Below are 17124 nucleotides of genomic sequence, written 5' to 3'. Positions count from 1 at the left end.
ATGACCCGCAGCATCCGCATCGGCGCCGGGGCCGGCTTCTCCGGCGACCGCATCGACCCCGCCCTGGAGCTCGCCGAGCACGGCGGCCTCCAGTACCTCGTCTTCGAATGCCTGGCGGAGCGGACCATCGCCCTCGCCCAGCTCGCCCGCCAGCGCGACCCGGAGGCGGGCTACGACCGGCTGCTCGCCGCCCGGATGCAGGCGGTGCTGCCGGCCTGCCGGCGCCAGGGCATCAAGATCGTCACCAACATGGGCGCCGCCAACCCGCTCGCCGCCGCGCGCAAGGTGGCCGAGGTGGCGCGCAGCCTCGGCCTCGCCGGGCTGAAGGTCGCGGCGCTGACCGGCGACGACGTGGCCGATGCGCTGCGCGGCACCGAGACGCCGCTGGAGGAGGGCGGCACCGTCGCCGGCCTCGGCAACCGGCTGGTCTCGGCCAATGCCTATCTCGGCGCCGCCCCGATCGCCGAGGCGCTGGCCGGCGGCGCCGAGGTCGTCGTCACCGGCCGCGTCGCCGACCCGGCCATGTTCCTCGCCCCGATGATCCGCGAATTCGGCTGGTCGCTGGAGGACTGGGACCGCCTCGGCCGCGGCACGGTGGTCGGCCACCTGCTGGAATGCGCCGGCCAGGTGACCGGCGGCTACTTCGCCGATCCCGGCTTCAAGGACGTGCCCGACCTCGCCCGCCTCGGCTTCCCGCTGGCCGAGGTGGGGGAGGATGGCGATGCGATCCTCACCAAGGTCGCCGGCAGCGGCGGAAGGGTGACGCCCGCCACCTGCAAGGAGCAGCTGCTCTACGAGGTGCACGACCCGGCCCGCTACCTGCAGCCGGACGTCGCGGCGGACTTCACCGGCGTCCGGCTCGAGGCCGTCGGCGAGGATGCGGTGCGCATCTCGGGCGGCACCGGCACCGCGCGGACGGGAATGCTGAAGGTCTCCGTCGGCTGCCACGAGGGCTGGTTCGGCGAGGGCCAGATCTCCTATGCCGGGCCGGGGGCGCTTGCCCGCGGCGAGCTGGCCCGGACGGTGGTGCGCGAGCGGCTGCGCCTCATCGGCCTGGAAGCCGAGGACCTGCGCCTCGACCTCATCGGCCTCGACGCCATCATCGCCGCCGGTGCGGCGCCCGCCGAGCCGCGCGAGGTCCGCCTCCGCGTCATCGGCCGCTGCGCCAGCGCGACGGCGGCCGAGCGCATCGGCCATGAGGTGGACAGCCTCTACCTCAACGGCCCGGCCAGCGGCGGCGGCGTGACCACCGCGGTGCGCGAGGTGATCGGCATGCGCTCCTGCCTGGTGCCCGCCGCGATGGCCCGCCCCGCGCTCCATTGGCTGGAGGCCTGACCATGCTGCTCCGCGACCTCGCCCATGCCCGCGCCGGCGACAAGGGCGACACTTCCTCCATCGGCGTCATCGCCTACCGCGCCGAGGACTATGCCCGCCTCGAGCGCCTGCTGACGCCGGAGCGCGTGCGCGCGCATTTCGCCGGCATCGTCCATGGCGAGGTCCGGCGCTACGCGCTGCCGGGGATCGGTGCGCTGAATTTCGTGATGGAAGGCGCGCTGGGCGGCGGCGTCACCCGCTCCCTCGCGCTCGACGCCCATGGCAAGTGCCTGGCCTCGGCGATGCTGGAGATCGAGCTGCCGGAGGAGGCCTAGACTCCCAGCCGGTCCGCGCACCCCGCCAGGAACCCGCCCAGCGCCCGGTGGAAGTCCGGCTCCTCCAGCAGGAAGGCATCATGCCCCTTGTCGGAGGCGATCTCGACGAAGCTGACATTCGCCGCCGCCGCGTTCAGCGCCCAGACGATGGCGCGGCTCTCCGTCGTCGGGAACAGCCAGTCCGAGGAGAAGGAGGCGACGAAGAAGCGCGTCCGCGTCCCCCGGAAGGCGGCCGGCAGGTCGCCGTTATGCTCCGCCGCGAGGTCGAAATAGTCCATCGCCCGGGTGATGGTCAGGTAGCTGTTGGCGTCGAACCGCCGAACGAAGGTGCTGCCCTGGTGCCTGAGGTAGCTCTCCACCTCGAAGACATCCTCGAGGAAGGTCAGCGCCGAGGCGCCGCGCAGCCGCCGGCCGAATTTCCGCGTCAGCGCCTGCTCGGAGAGATAGGTGATGTGGGCGACCATCCGCGCGACGGAGAGGCCCTTGGCCGGCACCAGCCCTTCCTCCCAGTAGCGCCCGCCGCGCCAGTCCGGGTCGGCATGGATCGAGGTACGCCCGACCTCGTGGAAGGCGATGTTCTGCGCGCTGTGGTAGGCGGCCGTGGCGATCGGCGCCGCCGCATAGACGGCATCGGGGAAGGTTGCCGCCCATTCCAGCACCTGCATCCCGCCCATGGAGCCGCCGACCACGGCCAGCAGCCGCTCGATCCCGAGGTGGTCCGTCAGCTTCTTCTGCGCGCGGACCATGTCGCGGATGGTGACGTTGGGGAAGTCCGTCCCCCAAGGCCGTCCCATCGGCCGCCCCTCGGCATCCGTCATCTCGTCGCGCGGCCCGGTCGAGCCCATGCAGCCACCGAGCACATTGGCGCAGATGATGAAGTAGCGGTCGGTATCGAGCGGCCGCCCCGGCCCGACGATGGTCTGCCACCAGCCCGGCTTGCCGGTCAGCGGCTGCGGCTCCGCCAGGTACTGGTCGCCGGTGAGCGCGTGGCAGACGAGGATGGCGTTGCTGCGTGCCGCATTCAGCCGGCCGTAGGTCCGGTAGGCGACGGCGAGCGGCGCGATCGCCATGCCGCAATCCAGCGCCAGCCCCTCGGGAAAGAGGGCGCGCTGGTGGTCGACCTGCGGGAAGGGGGCGACGTGTGTTGACATGGCAAGCGAGGAATAGGCCCCCCGGCCCAGGTCTTCAACGGTATGCCTTGGCGGGGCGCCGCTCCAAGTCTAAAGCTGCCGGGCAAAGACGCCTGGATCATGACCCCCGACACTGCCCTCGACCCCGCCCTGCCCAACCCGCTCGCCGCCGCGCGCGCGGAGATCGATGCGCTGGACGACGCGCTGCACGATCTGGTGATGCGCCGGGCCGATGTCGTCGCCCGCCTCGCCGCCAGCCGCGCCAAGGCCGGCAGCCCGAGCCCGCTCCGCCCGGGGCGCGAGGCGATGATCCTCCGCCGCCTGCTCGCCCGCCACCACGGCGCCCTGCCGGCCGAGGCGCTGGTGCGGCTCTGGCGCGAGATCCTCGCCGCCTCCTCCGCCCAGCAGGGCGGCTTCACCGTCGCCGTCTATGCCCGCAGCCCGGAGCTCGGTCGCGTCGCCCGCGAGCATTTCGGGAGCCTGACGCCGCTCCGCACCCTGCCGACCGCGGCCCGGGCGCTCGCCGCCGTCGCCGCCGGCGAGGCGCAGGTCGCGATCCTCCCCCTGCCGGAGGAGGCCGAGGCGCCCGAGGAGGCCTGGTGGACCGGCCTCGACAGCCCGTGCCTCCAGGTCATCGCCCGGCTGCCCTTCTACGGCGCGGAGCCGCGGCCCGAGGCCCTCGCCCTCGCCCCCGGCGCGCCGGACCCGAGCGGCGCCGACCGCTCCCTGCTGCGGATCGAGACGACGGAGGACCGCAGCCGTGCCCAGCTCGCCGGGGCGCTGACCACCGCCGGCCTCGCCTCCCGGATGATGCAGCTCCGCCGCGACGGCGGCGTGCTGCGCGCCCTGGTCGAGGTCGATGGCGTGCTGGAAGCGGGCGACCCCCGCCTCGCCGCCCTGCCTGTCGACCGTGCCCTGCCGCTGGGTTTCTACGCGGTGCCCGAGAGAGGAGACATCGGCTGATGCCCACCCTGCTGCCCCGCCCCTACATCCTCTCCATCGAGCCCTATGTCGGCGGCGAGTCGAAGATCCCGGGCGTCAACCGGATCATCAAGCTCTCCTCCAACGAGGGCGCCTTCGGCGTGCCGCCCGGCGCCCAGGCCGCCTATGCCAGGCTCGCCGCCGAGCTGCACCGCTACCCCGACGGCGGCAGCACCGCCCTCCGCCAGGCGATCGCGCAGCGCTACGGCTTGGATGCCGAGAGGATCGTCTGCGGCAACGGCTCCGACGAGCTGATCGGCCACATCATCATGGCCTATGGCGGCGAGGGCACGGAGCTCGTGATGAGCGCCCATGGCTTCGTCATGTACGACATCGCCGGCCGCTATGCCGGCTGCCGCATCATCAAGGTGCCGGAGCGCAACCTGACGGCGGATGTCGACGCGCTGCTCGCCGCGGTCGGCCCGCGCACCCGGCTGATGTTCCTGGCCAACCCGAACAACCCGACCGGCTCCATCCTGCCGCAGTCCGAGATCGAGCGGCTGCGCGCCGGGCTGCGGGAGGACGTGCTGCTGGTGCTCGACAGCGCCTATGCCGAATACGTCACCCGCCCCGACTACGACCCGGGCGTGGCGCTGGTCGAGGCCGGCACCAACACCATCATGACGCGCACCTTCAGCAAGGTCTTCGGCCTCGGCGGCGTGCGGCTCGGCTGGACCTACGCACCGCCGCACATCACCGACGTGCTGAACCGCGTCCGCGGTCCCTTCAACGTCAACGCCCCGGCCATGGCCGCCGGCATCGCCGCGCTCGCCGAGCCCGGCTGGGTGGAGATGTCCGTCGCCCACAACAGCGAATGGCGGGCGAAGCTCTCCGATGGCCTCCGCGCCGCGGGCATCACCGTCCATCCGAGCGAGGGCAACTTCATCCTCGCCGATTTCGGCACCGCCGAGCGCGCCAAGGGGGCGGACGCAGCGCTGAAGTCGCGCGGCCTCATCGTCCGCGCCATGGCGAGCTACAGCCTGCCGCAGTGCCTGCGGATCACTATCGGCACCGCGGAGGAATGCGGAATGGTGCTCGATGCGCTGACGGGCTTCCTGCGCGGCGCCACATGAGCGAGCCCCTCTTCCGGCGCCTCTGCCTCCTCGGCGCTGGCCTCATCGGCAGCTCCATCGCCCGGCTGGCACGGGAGCGGGGTGACATCGCCGAGACGATCGTCGCCCATACCCGCAAGCCGGAGACGCTGGCGCGCATCCGCGAACTAGGCTTCGCCGATGTGGTGGAGGAAGATGCGGCGCGCGCCGTCGCGGGCGCCGACTGCGTCATCCTCTGCGTGCCCGTTGGCGCCTATGCCGGGGTGATGGCGCAGATCGCGCCGCACCTGGCGCCCGGCTGCATCCTCACCGATGTCGGCAGCACCAAGGGCAGCGTGATCCGCGACCTCTCGCCGCTGCTGCCGCCGGGCGTCCATCTCGTCCCCGCCCATCCGATGGCGGGTACCGAGCATTCCGGCCCCGATGCCGGCTTCGCCACGCTCTTCGAGGGCCGCTACACCATCCTGACGCCGCTGCCGGGCGGCGACCGCGCCGCTCAGGAGAGGGTGGCCGAGCTCTGGCGCCGCGCCGGCTCCACGGTCGAGAGCATGGATGCGGCGACGCATGACAAGGTCGTCGCTATCGTTTCCCACCTGCCGCACCTGATCGCCTTCACCATCTGCGGCACGGCCGACGACCTGGCGGAGGAGACGCGCGAGGCCGTGCTGCGCTTCGCCGCCTCCGGCTTCCGCGACTTCACCCGCATCGCGGCGAGTGACATCGACATGTGGCGCGACATCTTCCTCAACAACCGCGACGCGCTGCTGGAGATGCTGGCCCGCTTCACCGAGGACAGTCACGCCCTGGCCCGCGCGGTGCGCTGGGGCGAGGCGGATTTCATCGAGGACCGCATCCGGCGGGGCCGGCGCATCCGCCGGGGGCTGATCGAGCGGAAGCAGGCGTAGCGCCCGGTCTCGCCCCGCCCTATCTTCAGCCCATGGACGGGCTCTACGACCGTGACATCCTGCTCTGGTCCGAGCAGCAGGCCGAGCTGCTCCGCCGCCTCGCCGCCGGCGAGCGGGTGAACGACGCCGTCGACTGGGCCAACCTGATCGACGAGGTCGAGAGCGTGGGGCGGAGCGAGTTGCACGCGGTCGAGAGCCTGATCGAGGTGGCGCTGCGCCATCTGCTGCTCGCCCATGCCTCGCCCCAGCCCGAGCCTGTGCAGCATTGGCTGGTCAAGGCACTGGCAGCTCTGCAAAGCGCCCGGAAGCACTTTACCCCTGGCATGGCGCAGCGGATCGACCTGCAAGGCGGCTGGCGCGACGCCTGCCGTCTCGCCGGCCGCAAGCTCCAGGCGATGGGCGGCCCGGCTCACCTGCTGCCGCCCGCCTGCCCCTATACCCTTGCCGAACTCCTGGCCTCCGAAGCCGATATCGACGCCCTGCTGGCCCGGCTCACAGCGCCTTCATCAGCGTCCTGAGCACCATGGCGACGGCCCCGACCGTCACCACCCCCGCCGCCCAAAGCCCGAGGAACCAAAGCCAGCGGCTAATGATACCCCGCTCCCGGCTTCACCTTCCCCCGGAACAGCCAGTACACGTAGCCCGTATAGGCCAGGATGATCGGGATCAGCACCGCCGCCCCGACCAGCAGGAAAAGCTGCGAATCCCGCGGCGCTGCCGCATCCCAGATGGTCAGCTCCGGCGGCACGATCATCGGCCACATCGAGATGCCAAGCCCGGTATAGGCGAGGAAGAACAGCCCGAGCGCGCAGAGGAAGGGCAGCCCATCCCGCCAGGGATGCCCATCCGTCTCGCCGAGCGCCTTGAACATCCGCCAGCCGAGGTAGACCACCAGCACCGGCACCGGCAGCGCCGCCAGGATCGCCGGGAAGGCGAACCACCGCTCCCGGAATTCCGGGAGCAGGAAGGGCATGATCGCGCTCACCAACGCGATGAGCAGGAGCGTCAGCACGCCAAGCCGCCGCGCCAGCCCGCGCGCCTGGTCCTGCAGCTCGCCCTCGGTCTTCCACACCAGCCAGCAGGCGCCGAGCAACCCGTAGCCCACCACCAGCGCGACCGCGGTGAGGCAGGAGAAGGGCGTCAGCCAGTCCCACCAGCCGCCGGCATAGGCGCGCTTCTCCACCTCGATCCCCTGGACGAAGGCGCCGAGCGCCACCCCCTGGCACAGCGTCGCCGCATAGCTCCCCCAGGAGAAGGCGCGGTCCCAGCCCAGCCGCTGCCCCTCGGTCGCCGCACGGAAGCGCATCTCGAAGGAGACGCCGCGGAAGATCAACGCCAGCAGCATCAGGATGATGGGCATGTACAGCGCAGGCATGATCGTCGCGTAGGCCAGCGGGAAAACGGCGAAGAGCCCCGCACCCCCCATTACCAGCCAGGTCTCGTTCCCATCCCAGACCGGCGCGATGGTGTTGACCGAGACGTCGCGATCCTCCTGCCCCCTGATCCAGGGGAAGAGGATGCCGACGCCGAGGTCGAAGCCATCCATGCAGACATAGAGGAAGACGGCGGTGGCGATCAGGAAGGCCCAGATCGTCGCAATCGTCTCGGCCGTCACGACACCTCCTCCGGCTGCCGCGACGGGCGCTGCGCGGAGGGCGCGGGCGTGATGCCGGCGGTGCGGATCGGCTGGTCGTCCCGCGGCCCCTCCTCATGCGGCAGCGGCGGCTTGCCCAGCAGGCGGAACAGGTACCACATGCCCGCGCCGAAGACGCAGAAGTAGACGATGACGAAGGCCGCCAGCGAGGCCGCGACGGCCGGCGCCGCGATCGGGCTCACGCTCTCCGCCGTCCGCATCAGCCCATAGACGGTAAAGGGCTGCCGCCCCGCCTCCGTGGTGATCCAGCCGAAGGTGACGGCGATGAGGCCGGACGGCGCCATCGCCACCGCCCATCGCTGGAACCAGGGCGTATCGTAGAGCCGCCCCCTGATCCGCAGCCAGAGCGAGACTGTCCCCAGCGCGATCATCAGGCAGCCGATGCCCACCATGATGCGGAAGGACCAGAAGACCAGCGGCACGTTGGTCGGCCGCTGATCGGGCGGGAAGTCCTTGAGGCCCCTGATCTCTCCATCCAGGCTGTGCCGCAAGATCAGGCTGCCGAGATAGGGAATCTCGACCCGCATCCGCGTCTCCTCCCGCTCCATGTCCGGCATGCCGAACAGGATCAGCGGCGCGCCGCGCTGCGTCTCCCAATGCCCTTCCATGGCGGCGACCTTCTGCGGCTGGTAGTGCAGCGCCCAGAGCCCCTGCATGTCGCCGAAGACGGCCTGCGCCGGCGCCACCGTCGCCGCCATCCACATGGCCATCGAGAACATGATCCGCGCCCGCTCGTTGGCCCGGTCGCGCAGGATGTGGAAGGCGCCCACGGCGCCGACGATCATCGCCGTCGTCAGGTAGGCGCCGGTGATGGTGTGCAGGTAGCGGAAGGGGAAGGAAGGGTTGAAGACGATCTCCCACCAATCCGCCGGCAGGAAGCGCCCGTCCGGCCCGATGGTGTAGCCCGCCGGCGTCTGCATCCAGGAATTGGCCGAGAGGATCCAGAAGCCCGAAATCAGCGTGCCGATGGCGACGAGGCTGGTCGCCGCGAAATGCAGCCCCTTCCCGACGCGCCCCAGCCCGAACAGCATCACCCCGAGGAAGCCTGCCTCGAGGAAGAAGGCCGTCAGCACCTCATAGCCCATCAGCGGCCCGAGGACCGGCCCGGTGCGGTCGGCGAAGACCGACCAATTGGTGCCGAATTGGTAGGACAGCACGATGCCGGAGACGACGCCCATGGCGAAGTTCACGGCGAAGACCTTCAGCCAGTAGCGGAACAGGTCGAGATAGGCTGCCCGCCCGGTCCAGAGCCACAGCCCCTCCAGCACCGCCAGGTAGCTTGCGAGGCCGATGGTGAAGGCGGGGAAGAGGAAGTGGAAGGTGACGGTGAAGGCGAATTGGATGCGGGCCAGCAGCAGCGCATCCGGCAGGGCATCCCACAGCATCGGCCTGGTCCTTATTCCGTCCCCGGCCAAACAAGCCCCAGCCGAGGGAGCGGCCGCAGCGCCATGCTGCGCTGCACCGCAACCTCGGAGATCAGGCCGCCATTTTCAAGGCGGACCCGGCATCGACCCGCACCTCCATCACCCCGATAACCTGCCCGAGATTGCCGGCGACGAGATGCACCATCTCCTGCGGCATCGCCTCCAGCACCAGCTCCACCTGCATGTCGTCGCCCTCCCGCCGCGCCGTCATGGCATCGGCGGTCAGGTCGCGCTTGGCGAGCGGCTGCAGCAGGCGCGGCAACAGGCCAGGGCTGCTCTCGGCGAGGACGGAAAAACGGACGGTGACAAGGGTGGAGGTGCACATGGGATCGGCTTCCGGACTGGCGTGTGGGTGGGCGGGATAACCCGGCGGCGCGGACGCGCCGTACCCACGGCGCGGCTCAGGCTGCCGGGCCGGTAATTCGCGCAGTACGGAAGAAGCGATTGTGCATCGGGGCGGAGCCTAGACCATCGCTCCCGGCTTGGCTATCCCCCGATGTCACGGCCAGTCCCAGGCCCCGATCCGTCCCACCGCCATGCCGGCGATGCCGAGCCGCTGCCGCTCCAGCGTCACCGGCACCTCGATCCGCGGCGGCCCACCCTCCGGCGGCACGCGGGCCAGCATGCCGAGCATCACCCGCGCCATCCCCGCGCCACGCGGCGCCACCACCCCGGCGGCGACCAGCGCCTCCAGCGCCGCCTCCGCCCCGGTAAGCCGCAGCGTGCCCGCCCCCATGGGCTGCAAGGCTTGGTCGAGCGAGAGGGTCGCGGCCAGCACCCCCGTCGATGGCCCCCAGGCGAGGTCGAGCCGTTGCAGTGCCAGCGTCCCCCCGCCATCTCGCCAGGCGGTCGCCCGCGCCCGCGGTCCGCCCGGAGGCGGCACCGGCCCGGTCAGCACCGCCTCCAGCCCGGCCCTCTCCAGCCGCCGGCCGAGCCCGGCGAGGGCGACCGGTAGCTCAACCCCGTCGAGCCCGCCCCGCAGGACCAGCGCCGCCTCGCCCTCGGCGGCGGCTTCCCGGGTTTCGAGATCGAGTCGCAGCGCCGCCACGCCGAGCATCCCTGCCCTCAGCCCACCCCCTTCGATCACCGCCTCGCTCGGCAGCGCCCGACGCTCGACCGGCAGGCTGGCGGTCAGCCGCTCCGCCGTCACCGGCCATTCCTCGGCGCCGAGGCGCAGCCGATGCTCACCCGCCAGCCCGACCTCCAGCCGCCTCGGCCGAAGCAGGGCGATGGCGAGATCGAGCGATGGCGCCCGCCACTCCATCCCCTCGGAGACCAGGCGGAAATCCGGCACGCGCAGCCGCGCGGTGAGCGGCCAGCCGCCGCGCACCGGCGCGCCATGCTGCACCACCCATCCCTCGGCCCGCCGCGCCGCCGCCCAGCCGGCGAGCCCGGCCTCCATCTGCCCCGCCATCCAGCGCCAGAGCGCCACCTGACCCAGCCCGAGCAGAAGCAGCAGCATCAGCCCTCCGAGGAAGAGGCGGCGGCGCAAGGGCGAGTTCGGCTTGGCTGGCATGATGCACGGCGCTATACCGCGCCCCCACGCGGCACGCGAATGCCGAGCGCCGGACCCGCATGCCCGACCCCATCCACGTCTTCGCCTATGGCTCGTTGATTTGGCGCCCCGGCTTCGCCTACGAGGCCCGGCATCCGGCGCTGCTGCGCGGCTTCCATCGCCGCTTCTGCCTCACCAGCCGCTACTACCGCGGCACGGCGGAGCAGCCCGGCTTGGTGCTCGGCCTCGATCGCGGCGGCGCCTGCCGCGGCGTCGCCTTCACCGTGGCGGCCGAGGCGGCGGAGGCGACGCTTGCCTATCTCGATGCGCGGGAGAACGTCGCCGGCGAGATCGTCTATACCCGCCGCCTGCTGCCCGCCCGCCTGCTCGACAGCGGCCGCGTTGTCCAGGCTGTCACCTATGTTGCGGACCGGCGCCACGCCGCCTATTGCCGCCCGGCGCCGGAGGCCGCCGCCGCCGCCATCGCCCGCGGCATCGGCCAGGCGGGTGCAAATCGGGACTACCTGATCAACACGGTCTCCCACCTCCGCGAGCTCGGCATTCGCGATGCCGCGCTCGACCGGATCGCCGCCCTGTTGCCTCCAGGCTAGGGTATGATCGCCTAAGGCGTGGCCCGTGCGCTCAGGCAGCAAGCCGAGGAACAAAGCATCCACATATCTCCCAAACCCTTCAATTTGCGCCCGAATCATTGCCGGGGCTTGGGGAGCGGCCAGGGGACGCCTTGTGGCTATCTCGCGGAATATCCACCTATGTCAATGACTTAACCTGTGCAATGTGCGGTGGATGAGTGGCACTGCACAGCCCCGATCCGTGGAAAAACTCCGCCCGGGCAGCAGCTTGCGGCTCCTGGCTGGCCTCACGGCACAGCGGTCGGCACCAACTCATCCACGGCTTTATCCACAGGCCCGGCGGCCATCAGCCGCTCCGTCTCCCGCTCGATCCCGGCCTCCAGCTCGCGCATCAGCACCGGCCTCGGCAGCCCTGCCGGCAGCGGCGGCAGCACGGAGATCGAGATCACCCCCGGCCGCTTGCGGAAGGCCCGTCGGCCCCAGAGCCGTCCGCTGTCGGTCGCCACCGGGATCACCGGCAGCCCCGTCGCCGAGGCCAGCGCCGCGATCCCCGGCTGGTAGGGGCTGTACTCGCCGGGTGCCACCCGCGTCCCCTCCGGGAAGATGACGAGCTGTCGCCCCGCCGCCGTCGCCGCCTTGCCGTCCTTCAGCAACTGCCGCATCGCCGCCCCGCCGCCCTCGCGGTCCACCGGGATCATCCCCGCCTTGGCAACGAGGAAGCCGTAGAACGGGATGCGCAGCAGCTCCTGCTTCAGTACGTAGCAGCAGCGCGGCACCAGCAGCAGCCAGACGATGGTGTCGAGCGCCGACTGGTGCTTGGCCGCGATCAGCGCCGGCCCCTGCTGCGGCAGGTGCTCCCGCCCCGTCACATGCAGGCGGATGCCGCAGATCAGGCGCAACTCCTGCACCACCAGCCAGGCCCAGAAGCGGATCACCGGCATGGTCCAGCGGCCCGGCGCCAGCAGGACAGGCGTGGCCAGCACGGCGACCATTGCCGTGGTGGTGAAGAAGGCGAAGTTGAACAGGACGGAACGAAGCCAGGTCATCGCGGCGGATCCAGGGGAAGGCCGAGCCAGTAGGGCAGGCCGGCCCAGGCTGCGAGCAATTTTAGATACTCGCCCGCCAGCAGCGACCAGGTTCGCGCCCGACCGCCTGCCGCCGGGTCGCGCAGCCGGGCCGGCACCACCGGATGGGCGACCAGCTCCACCTCCGGCAATCTCCGGCGCAGCTCGAGCAGCGCCCGCGGCATGTGATACCCCGCCGTCACCACCCGCAGCGAGCGGATGCCCGTGGCCCGTGCCCAATCGGCGATCTCGACGGCATTGCCCCGCGTCGTCGTCGCCCGTGGGCCGAGGCTGACGCGCTCGCCCAGCGCCTCCGGCTCCAGCGCCGCCAGCCGCGCCAGATCGGCCAGCGTCACTTGCGGATGCACGCCGGAGACCAGCAGATGCTCCGCCCGCCCCTCACGCAGCAGGCGCAGGCCGGTCTCCACCCGCTCCGCCCCGCCGGTCAGCACGGCGATGCCATCCGTGTGCCGCTCCGGCTCAGCCGGCCCATGCGAGACCACGACCAGGAACCAGCCGAAGCCGAGCGCCAGCAGGGTGAAGCCCAGCACCGGCGCCAGCACCAGCCAGCGTCGCCGGCGCCGCCCGCCGCTCATGGCAGCCGCCGCAGCCAGCGCCGCACCGTCGCCTGCGCCGTCAGCCAGCCAAGCGCCGCGCCGAGCAGCGGCAGCAGGGCGAGCGCCCCCCAGGGTACGCTCTCCCAGGGCAGCCCGGCCAGCGACCCGGCCGGCACCTGCCCCAGCAGGGGCGCAGCCAGGTCGGCGAAGCCCGCCAGCACCGGCGCCGCCAGCAGCGTCCCGAGCAGCGCCCCGGTGCCCACCAGCAGCCCCGCCCGCCCGGCGAAGCGCCCGGCGATATCGGCATCCGTCGCGCCCATGTCGTGCAGCAGGGCGATCGCCGCCCGCCGCGCCGCGATTCCCGCCCGCACCGCGACGGCGACGACGGCCGCCGCGATCCCCGCCACCAGCACCAGCGCGGCGAGCGCCACCGCCTGCAGGCTGCGCGCCAGCGCCACCAGCCGCGCCACCCAGACGCCATGCGACTCGACGACGCCGCCCGGCACTGCCGCGGCGATTCGCCCGGCCAGCGCCTCGGGCGAGGCCGGCAGCTCGGCCAGCCGCAGCTCGATGACCAGCGGCAGCGCGACAGCGGGCGCCTCGCCGAGCCAGGGCCGCAGCAGCGCCTGCATCTGCGCCTCGCTCATAAGCTGGGCCTCGGCCACCTCCGGCAGTGCCTCGAGCGCCGCCAGCGCCCGCTCCAACCGCCCGCCCGAGGCCACGCCCGGCGGCAGCTGCACCGTCACCGCCGCCGCCGCCCCCGCCTCCCAGCGCGATGTCAGCTCCGCCGCACCCTGCGCGCCGGCCAGCGCCATCGCCGCCAGCAGCGCCATCGCCGCCACCAGCGCCGGCAGCAGCCGGTCCGACAGTGCCCGCCGCAGCCCGAGCGGGTCCCGCCCCCGGCTGCGCCTCACCCTTGGCGGTCTAGCCATGCGCCACCAGCTGCCCCTCGCTCATGCGCAGCGCCGGCGCCGGATGCTCGGCGACCAGCCCCTCTGCATGCGTCGCCACCACCACCGTGGTGCCGAGCCGATGCATCTCGCGCAGCAGCGCCAGCACCCGCCGCGCCTGCGCGCCATCGAGGTTGCCCGTCGGCTCGTCGGCGACCAGCAGGGCAGGGCGCGTCACCACCGCGCGGGCCAGCGCCACCCGCTGCTGCTCGCCGCCCGAAAGCGTCGCCGGCAGCGCCCCCGCCTTCCCGTCGAGCCCCGTCCAGCGCAGCATCTCGGCCACGTCGGCCCGCAGCTGCGCCTCCGCCCGCCCGGCGATGCGCATCGGCAGTGCCACGTTGTCGAAGACGGTGAGGTGCGGCAGCAGCCGGAAATCCTGGTAGACCACGCCGATCCGGCGCCTGAGCCCCGGCAGCGCCCCGCGCCGCAGCCGGGAGAGCGGCTGGCCGAGCACCTCCACTTCGCCCCGGCTCGGCCGCAAGGCGAGGTGCATCAGCCCGAGCAGCGAGGACTTGCCCGCGCCCGACGGCCCGAGCAGCCAGTGGAAGCTGCCCTGCGGCAGAGTGAAGCTGACATCGCGCAGCACCTCCGGCGCCGGCCCGGACCCGTATCGCAGCCCGACATCATCGAAGCGCACCATGGGGCCGGACAATGCCGCCGGCGAGGCGGCGCGCCAAGGCCCGTACGGGCGCTTGCGGCGCGGGCAGGGGGGCCGCACATTACGGGCCCGATGCGCATCCTCTGCCCCCAGTGCCAGGCCGCTTACGAAGTCCCGGAGCGGCTGATCGCCGGCGGCCGCGTGCTGCGCTGCGTGAAGTGCCGGCACGAATGGCGCGAGGAGGCCGAAGCGCCCCCGCCCCCACCCCCGCCCAAGCCGGCACCGGAGCCCGCGCCCCCGCGCCCCGCGCCGCCGCCGATCCCGGGCCAGCACCGCGCGCACCAGCCGATCGACCCACCCCGCCCGTCGCGCCGCCCGGGCCTCGCCCTCGCCGCCGCCTGGGCCGCCTCCGCCCTGGCGCTGGCGGGCCTCGTCGCCGCGATCCTCGCCTATCAGGCGCCGATCACCGCCGCCTGGCCACCGGCCGCGCGCCTCTACGTGCTGCTCGGCAAGGCTTGACCCCTATCGCAGCAGCGGCCCGACCAGCAACAGCACGCCGAACCCCGCCACCGCCGTCGCCCCGACCCGCGGCACCACCCCGGCGATGCCCCGCCGCGCCGCAGCCTGCCCCAGCACTGCGCCGAGCCCGATCCAGCACACCGCCACCGAGGCCAGCAACGCGACGAAGCCGAGCATGTAGGGCAGCACCGGCACCTTGCCGAAGGGCAGGATGCCGAGCGCGAAGACAATGGCCTTCGGGTTGAGCAGGGTGGTGACGAACAACTGCCCCGGCCGCACCAGCCCGGCCACCGCGCCGACAACTTCCTTGGCGCCCCGCCGCCACAGCCGCCAGGCCAGCACCAACAGGTAGGCACCGACCGCGGCCCGGAGCGCCGCCGCCAGCAGCGGCTGACCGGCCATCACCGGCCCCAGCACCAGCCCGAGCGTCAGGATGGCGATGCAGTACCCCGCCGCCTCCGCCGGCACGAGCGCCAGGGAACGCCGCAGGCCCACCATGGCCCCCGAGGTCGCCAGCAGCGTGTTGGTCGGTCCGGGCGTCGCCAGTACGGCGAGCACGGCAAGGGTGAAGAGCAGTGGGTCGGTCATGGGTCCTCGGGCAGCAATGGCCCCAGCCGCTTAGTCCGGCCCGCGCCCCGGCTCAAGCATGGCCGATGGGCCCGAAGGCATCCTGACTGGTCGCCGTCACGACCGCGGCGAAGAGGCGCAGCGCCTCCGGCCCGCCACGGTCGGTCAGCGTGCCCTGTTCCATCTCCAGGGCGAGGAGCTTGGCGTGTTCGGCCAGTGTTTCGGTGGCACGGCGCAGCGCCTCGCGCGAGAGGGCGAGTTGCAGGTCGTCGGTCAGCAGATTCCAGTCGGCGGGCGGCATGGGGTTTCCCGATCCCTGTCGCCGTCCTGGCGGAAGCCACTAATACGCCGCCACATGGCGGCACCGTCATCATGCCCCACCCTGGTTAACGGCCCCTTGCCGCCGGCATCACGCCAGGCGGAGCCGCGCCTCGCCCAGCCCCTCGAAATCGGCGACGACCTCGCAAGGCCCATCCAGCCAGACCGGCAGCGTCACCGAGCCGAGCCAGACCACCTGCCCCGCCCGCAGCCCGCCGAACGCCCTGGCCGCGCCGGAGCCCGCCAGCCAGGCCAGCGCCTCCAGCGGATGGCCGAGCAGCTCCCGCCCATGCCCCTCCGCCACCATCCGCCCGCCGATATGGAAGCGGCCGCGCACCGCCGCGAGGTCGATCCCCCGCCAGCCCGCGACCGGCGCCCCGATCACGCCCGAGGCATGGAAGACCCGGTCGGCGATCAGCGTCGGCGTCCCCAGCTCCACGAGGTCGCCATAGCGCCGCTCGACGATCTCGATGGCCGGGAACAGCTCCGCCACCGCCTCCGCCGCCTGCGCCCGGGTGCAGGGCCCGGCCGGCAGGTCGCGCCCGAGCCGCACCCCGATCTCGCATTCGACGCCGGGGGCGACGAAATCCGCGAATCGAAACTCCGTCCCGCTCGGATTGACGCTCGCCGCCGTGACGAAGCCCGCCGCCGGCCCACCGAGGCCAAGATACTCCTGCATCTTCCGCGTCGTCGCGCCGATCTTGAAGCCGGCCGGGGGCAAGGCGCCCAGCGCCTCCGCCACCTCGCGCTGCACCGCATAGCCCTCGGCCTCGCTGCCGGGCGCCGCAGCGCCCAGCGGCGCCAGCACCCGCCGCGCCCGCCCCGCATCGAGGATCGCCTCCGCCGCCGCGCCCATCGCGTCCCTCCCGCTATTTCCGGCCCAACTCGTAGAGCGCCACCGCCGCCGCGGCGGAGACGTTGAGGCTTTCCATCTCCGGCGCGATGGGCAGGCGGCAGAGCTCGTCGCAGCCCTCCCGCGTCAGCCGCCGCATGCCGTCGCCCTCGGCGCCGAGGACGAGGGCCACCCGCCGCCCGCCGAGGCCCGACTGCGCCAGCGTCACCGGCGCCTCGCCCGCCAGCCCGACGACCCAGAGCCCGGCCTTCTTCAACTCGTCGAGCGCGCGGGCAAGGTTCACGACGCGCACCACCGGCACGATCTCGAGCGCCCCGGAGGCGGCCCGCGCCAGCGCCCCCGTCTCCGGCGGCGCGTGCCGGTCCTGCATCACCAGCGCCGAGGCGCCGAAGGCCGCCGCCGAGCGCAGGATCGCGCCGATATTCCTGGGGTCCGTCACCTGGTCGAGCACCAGCACCGGCCCCGTGCCATGCTCCACTGCCCGGTCGAGGGTCAGGTTCGGCAGCGGCTCTACCAGCAGCGCCGCGCCCTGATGCACCGCATCCTCCGGCAGGAAGGTGGCGAAGCGCCCCCGCTCCACCCGCTCCGGCGCCACCCGCCAGCGCCCGTCGAGCCGCGCGGCCAGCGCCGCCTCCGCCTCCTCGGTCACCAGGAGGCGCTTGAGCCGCCGCGCCGGGTTGGCGAGCGCCGCCGCCACCGCGTGCAGCCCATGGAGCCAGAGGCCGCCGGCCGCCCCGCGTGCCTCCGGCTGGGGCGGACGGCGGGGGGCAGGCGGGGTCTGGCTCGATCGACGCATGGCCTCATTTGGCCCGCGCCCG

General features: G+C 72.8%; 21 protein-coding genes. 8 read left to right on the top strand and 13 right to left on the bottom strand.

The annotated features are described in order from the left end of the window. Nucleotides 1-1335, top strand: a complete 1335-nt coding sequence (locus tag JMJ56_RS07155) for an acyclic terpene utilization AtuA family protein (protein WP_202830945.1) — start codon at nucleotides 1-3, stop codon at nucleotides 1333-1335. Nucleotides 1336-1337: 2 nt separating this feature from the next. Then, complete coding sequence (locus tag JMJ56_RS07150; RefSeq protein ID WP_202830944.1) at nucleotides 1338-1649, top strand: AtuA-related protein; 312 nt, start codon at nucleotides 1338-1340, stop codon at nucleotides 1647-1649. Here JMJ56_RS07150 and metX read toward each other — a convergent pair. Continuing rightward, on the bottom strand, nucleotides 1646-2800 hold the full coding sequence (gene metX, locus JMJ56_RS07145; RefSeq protein WP_202830943.1) for a homoserine O-acetyltransferase MetX: 1155 nt from the start codon (nucleotides 2798-2800) through the stop codon (nucleotides 1646-1648). The two genes, JMJ56_RS07150 and metX, sit on opposite strands and share 4 nt — an antisense overlap. Nucleotides 2801-2899: 99 nt before the next feature. Here metX and JMJ56_RS07140 point away from each other — a divergent pair, with 99 nt between their 5' ends. The 4 genes from JMJ56_RS07140 to JMJ56_RS07125 are packed head-to-tail and all read left to right on the top strand — an operon-like array spanning nucleotide 2900 to nucleotide 6235. Beyond that, a complete protein-coding gene (locus JMJ56_RS07140) occupies nucleotides 2900-3742 on the top strand; it encodes a chorismate mutase (RefSeq protein WP_202830942.1) in 843 nt (280 codons plus the stop codon). Further along, nucleotides 3742-4833, top strand: a complete 1092-nt coding sequence (gene hisC / locus JMJ56_RS07135) for a histidinol-phosphate transaminase (RefSeq protein WP_202830941.1) — start codon at nucleotides 3742-3744, stop codon at nucleotides 4831-4833. The genes JMJ56_RS07140 and hisC overlap by 1 nt, the downstream gene beginning before the upstream one ends. Further along, on the top strand, nucleotides 4830-5717 hold the full coding sequence (locus tag JMJ56_RS07130) for a prephenate/arogenate dehydrogenase family protein (protein WP_202830940.1): 888 nt from the start codon (nucleotides 4830-4832) through the stop codon (nucleotides 5715-5717). Before hisC ends, JMJ56_RS07130 begins: the two co-directional genes overlap by 4 nt. A gap of 32 nt (nucleotides 5718-5749) precedes the next feature. Continuing rightward, a complete protein-coding gene (locus JMJ56_RS07125; RefSeq protein WP_202830939.1) occupies nucleotides 5750-6235 on the top strand; it encodes a DUF29 domain-containing protein in 486 nt (161 codons plus the stop codon). A gap of 68 nt (nucleotides 6236-6303) precedes the next feature. On the opposite strand, the gene cydB is transcribed toward JMJ56_RS07125, so the two are convergent. The 4 genes from cydB to JMJ56_RS07100 all read right to left on the bottom strand — a co-directional run bounded on the left by cydB (nucleotide 6304) and on the right by JMJ56_RS07100 (nucleotide 10257). Next, nucleotides 6304-7332, bottom strand: coding sequence for a cytochrome d ubiquinol oxidase subunit II (gene cydB, locus JMJ56_RS07115; protein ID WP_328702300.1), 1029 nt, complete (start codon nucleotides 7330-7332; stop codon nucleotides 6304-6306). Beyond that, the gene (locus JMJ56_RS07110; RefSeq protein ID WP_202830938.1) at nucleotides 7329-8756 is read right to left on the bottom strand and encodes a cytochrome ubiquinol oxidase subunit I; all 1428 of its coding nucleotides are present in this window, start codon (nucleotides 8754-8756) and stop codon (nucleotides 7329-7331) included. Before JMJ56_RS07110 ends, cydB begins: the two co-directional genes overlap by 4 nt. A gap of 91 nt (nucleotides 8757-8847) precedes the next feature. Then, nucleotides 8848-9120 carry a hypothetical protein gene (locus JMJ56_RS07105; RefSeq protein ID WP_202830937.1) on the bottom strand — a complete coding sequence of 91 codons (273 nt, stop codon included), beginning with the start codon at nucleotides 9118-9120 and terminating at the stop codon, nucleotides 8848-8850. 174 nt (nucleotides 9121-9294) lie between these two features. Continuing rightward, the gene (locus JMJ56_RS07100) at nucleotides 9295-10257 is read right to left on the bottom strand and encodes a DUF2125 domain-containing protein (protein WP_202830936.1); all 963 of its coding nucleotides are present in this window, start codon (nucleotides 10255-10257) and stop codon (nucleotides 9295-9297) included. Nucleotides 10258-10370: 113 nt separating this feature from the next. Here JMJ56_RS07100 and JMJ56_RS07095 point away from each other — a divergent pair, with 113 nt between their 5' ends. Continuing rightward, nucleotides 10371-10901, top strand: a complete 531-nt coding sequence (locus JMJ56_RS07095; RefSeq protein ID WP_202830935.1) for a gamma-glutamylcyclotransferase — start codon at nucleotides 10371-10373, stop codon at nucleotides 10899-10901. Between the two features lie 266 nt (nucleotides 10902-11167). Here the strand turns inward: JMJ56_RS07095 and JMJ56_RS07090 are convergent, their stop codons facing one another. Genes JMJ56_RS07090 through JMJ56_RS07075 form a run of 4 tightly spaced genes read right to left on the bottom strand, consistent with a single transcriptional unit; the run spans nucleotide 11168 to nucleotide 14091 of the window. Beyond that, a complete protein-coding gene (locus JMJ56_RS07090; RefSeq protein WP_202830934.1) occupies nucleotides 11168-11926 on the bottom strand; it encodes a lysophospholipid acyltransferase family protein in 759 nt (252 codons plus the stop codon). Further along, nucleotides 11923-12540 (bottom strand): YdcF family protein, encoded by a 618-nt coding sequence (locus JMJ56_RS07085; RefSeq protein ID WP_202830933.1) that lies wholly within the window; start codon nucleotides 12538-12540, stop codon nucleotides 11923-11925. Before JMJ56_RS07085 ends, JMJ56_RS07090 begins: the two co-directional genes overlap by 4 nt. Continuing rightward, nucleotides 12537-13415 carry an FtsX-like permease family protein gene (locus JMJ56_RS07080; protein WP_328702299.1) on the bottom strand — a complete coding sequence of 293 codons (879 nt, stop codon included), beginning with the start codon at nucleotides 13413-13415 and terminating at the stop codon, nucleotides 12537-12539. Before JMJ56_RS07080 ends, JMJ56_RS07085 begins: the two co-directional genes overlap by 4 nt. Nucleotides 13416-13425: 10 nt before the next feature. Then, nucleotides 13426-14091, bottom strand: a complete 666-nt coding sequence (locus tag JMJ56_RS07075) for a cell division ATP-binding protein FtsE (RefSeq protein WP_202830931.1) — start codon at nucleotides 14089-14091, stop codon at nucleotides 13426-13428. Nucleotides 14092-14181: 90 nt separating this feature from the next. Between JMJ56_RS07075 and JMJ56_RS07070 the strand changes: the two genes are divergently transcribed. Beyond that, entirely contained in the window at nucleotides 14182-14568 is a 387-nt protein-coding gene (locus tag JMJ56_RS07070; RefSeq protein ID WP_202830930.1) for a zinc-ribbon domain-containing protein, read from the top strand. Nucleotides 14569-14571: 3 nt separating this feature from the next. On the opposite strand, the gene JMJ56_RS07065 is transcribed toward JMJ56_RS07070, so the two are convergent. The 4 genes from JMJ56_RS07065 to rlmB form a co-directional block, all read right to left on the bottom strand. After that, nucleotides 14572-15156, bottom strand: a complete 585-nt coding sequence (locus JMJ56_RS07065; protein ID WP_202830929.1) for a LysE family translocator — start codon at nucleotides 15154-15156, stop codon at nucleotides 14572-14574. 52 nt (nucleotides 15157-15208) lie between these two features. After that, nucleotides 15209-15436 (bottom strand): hypothetical protein, encoded by a 228-nt coding sequence (locus JMJ56_RS07060; RefSeq protein ID WP_202830928.1) that lies wholly within the window; start codon nucleotides 15434-15436, stop codon nucleotides 15209-15211. Between the two features lie 108 nt (nucleotides 15437-15544). Beyond that, nucleotides 15545-16309: a 2-keto-4-pentenoate hydratase gene (locus JMJ56_RS07055; RefSeq protein WP_202830927.1), complete on the bottom strand. Its 765-nt coding sequence runs from the start codon at nucleotides 16307-16309 to the stop codon at nucleotides 15545-15547. A gap of 13 nt (nucleotides 16310-16322) precedes the next feature. After that, nucleotides 16323-17102, bottom strand: coding sequence for a 23S rRNA (guanosine(2251)-2'-O)-methyltransferase RlmB (rlmB, locus tag JMJ56_RS07050; protein ID WP_236037550.1), 780 nt, complete (start codon nucleotides 17100-17102; stop codon nucleotides 16323-16325). Nucleotides 17103-17124 lie beyond the last annotated feature (22 nt).

This window comes from Belnapia arida (genome assembly GCF_016773205.1).
Taxonomy (GTDB): Bacteria; Pseudomonadota; Alphaproteobacteria; order Acetobacterales; family Acetobacteraceae; genus Belnapia; species Belnapia arida.
The sequence above is the reverse complement of the archived record's forward strand: the minus strand, read 5'-3'. Positions and strand labels throughout refer to the sequence as shown.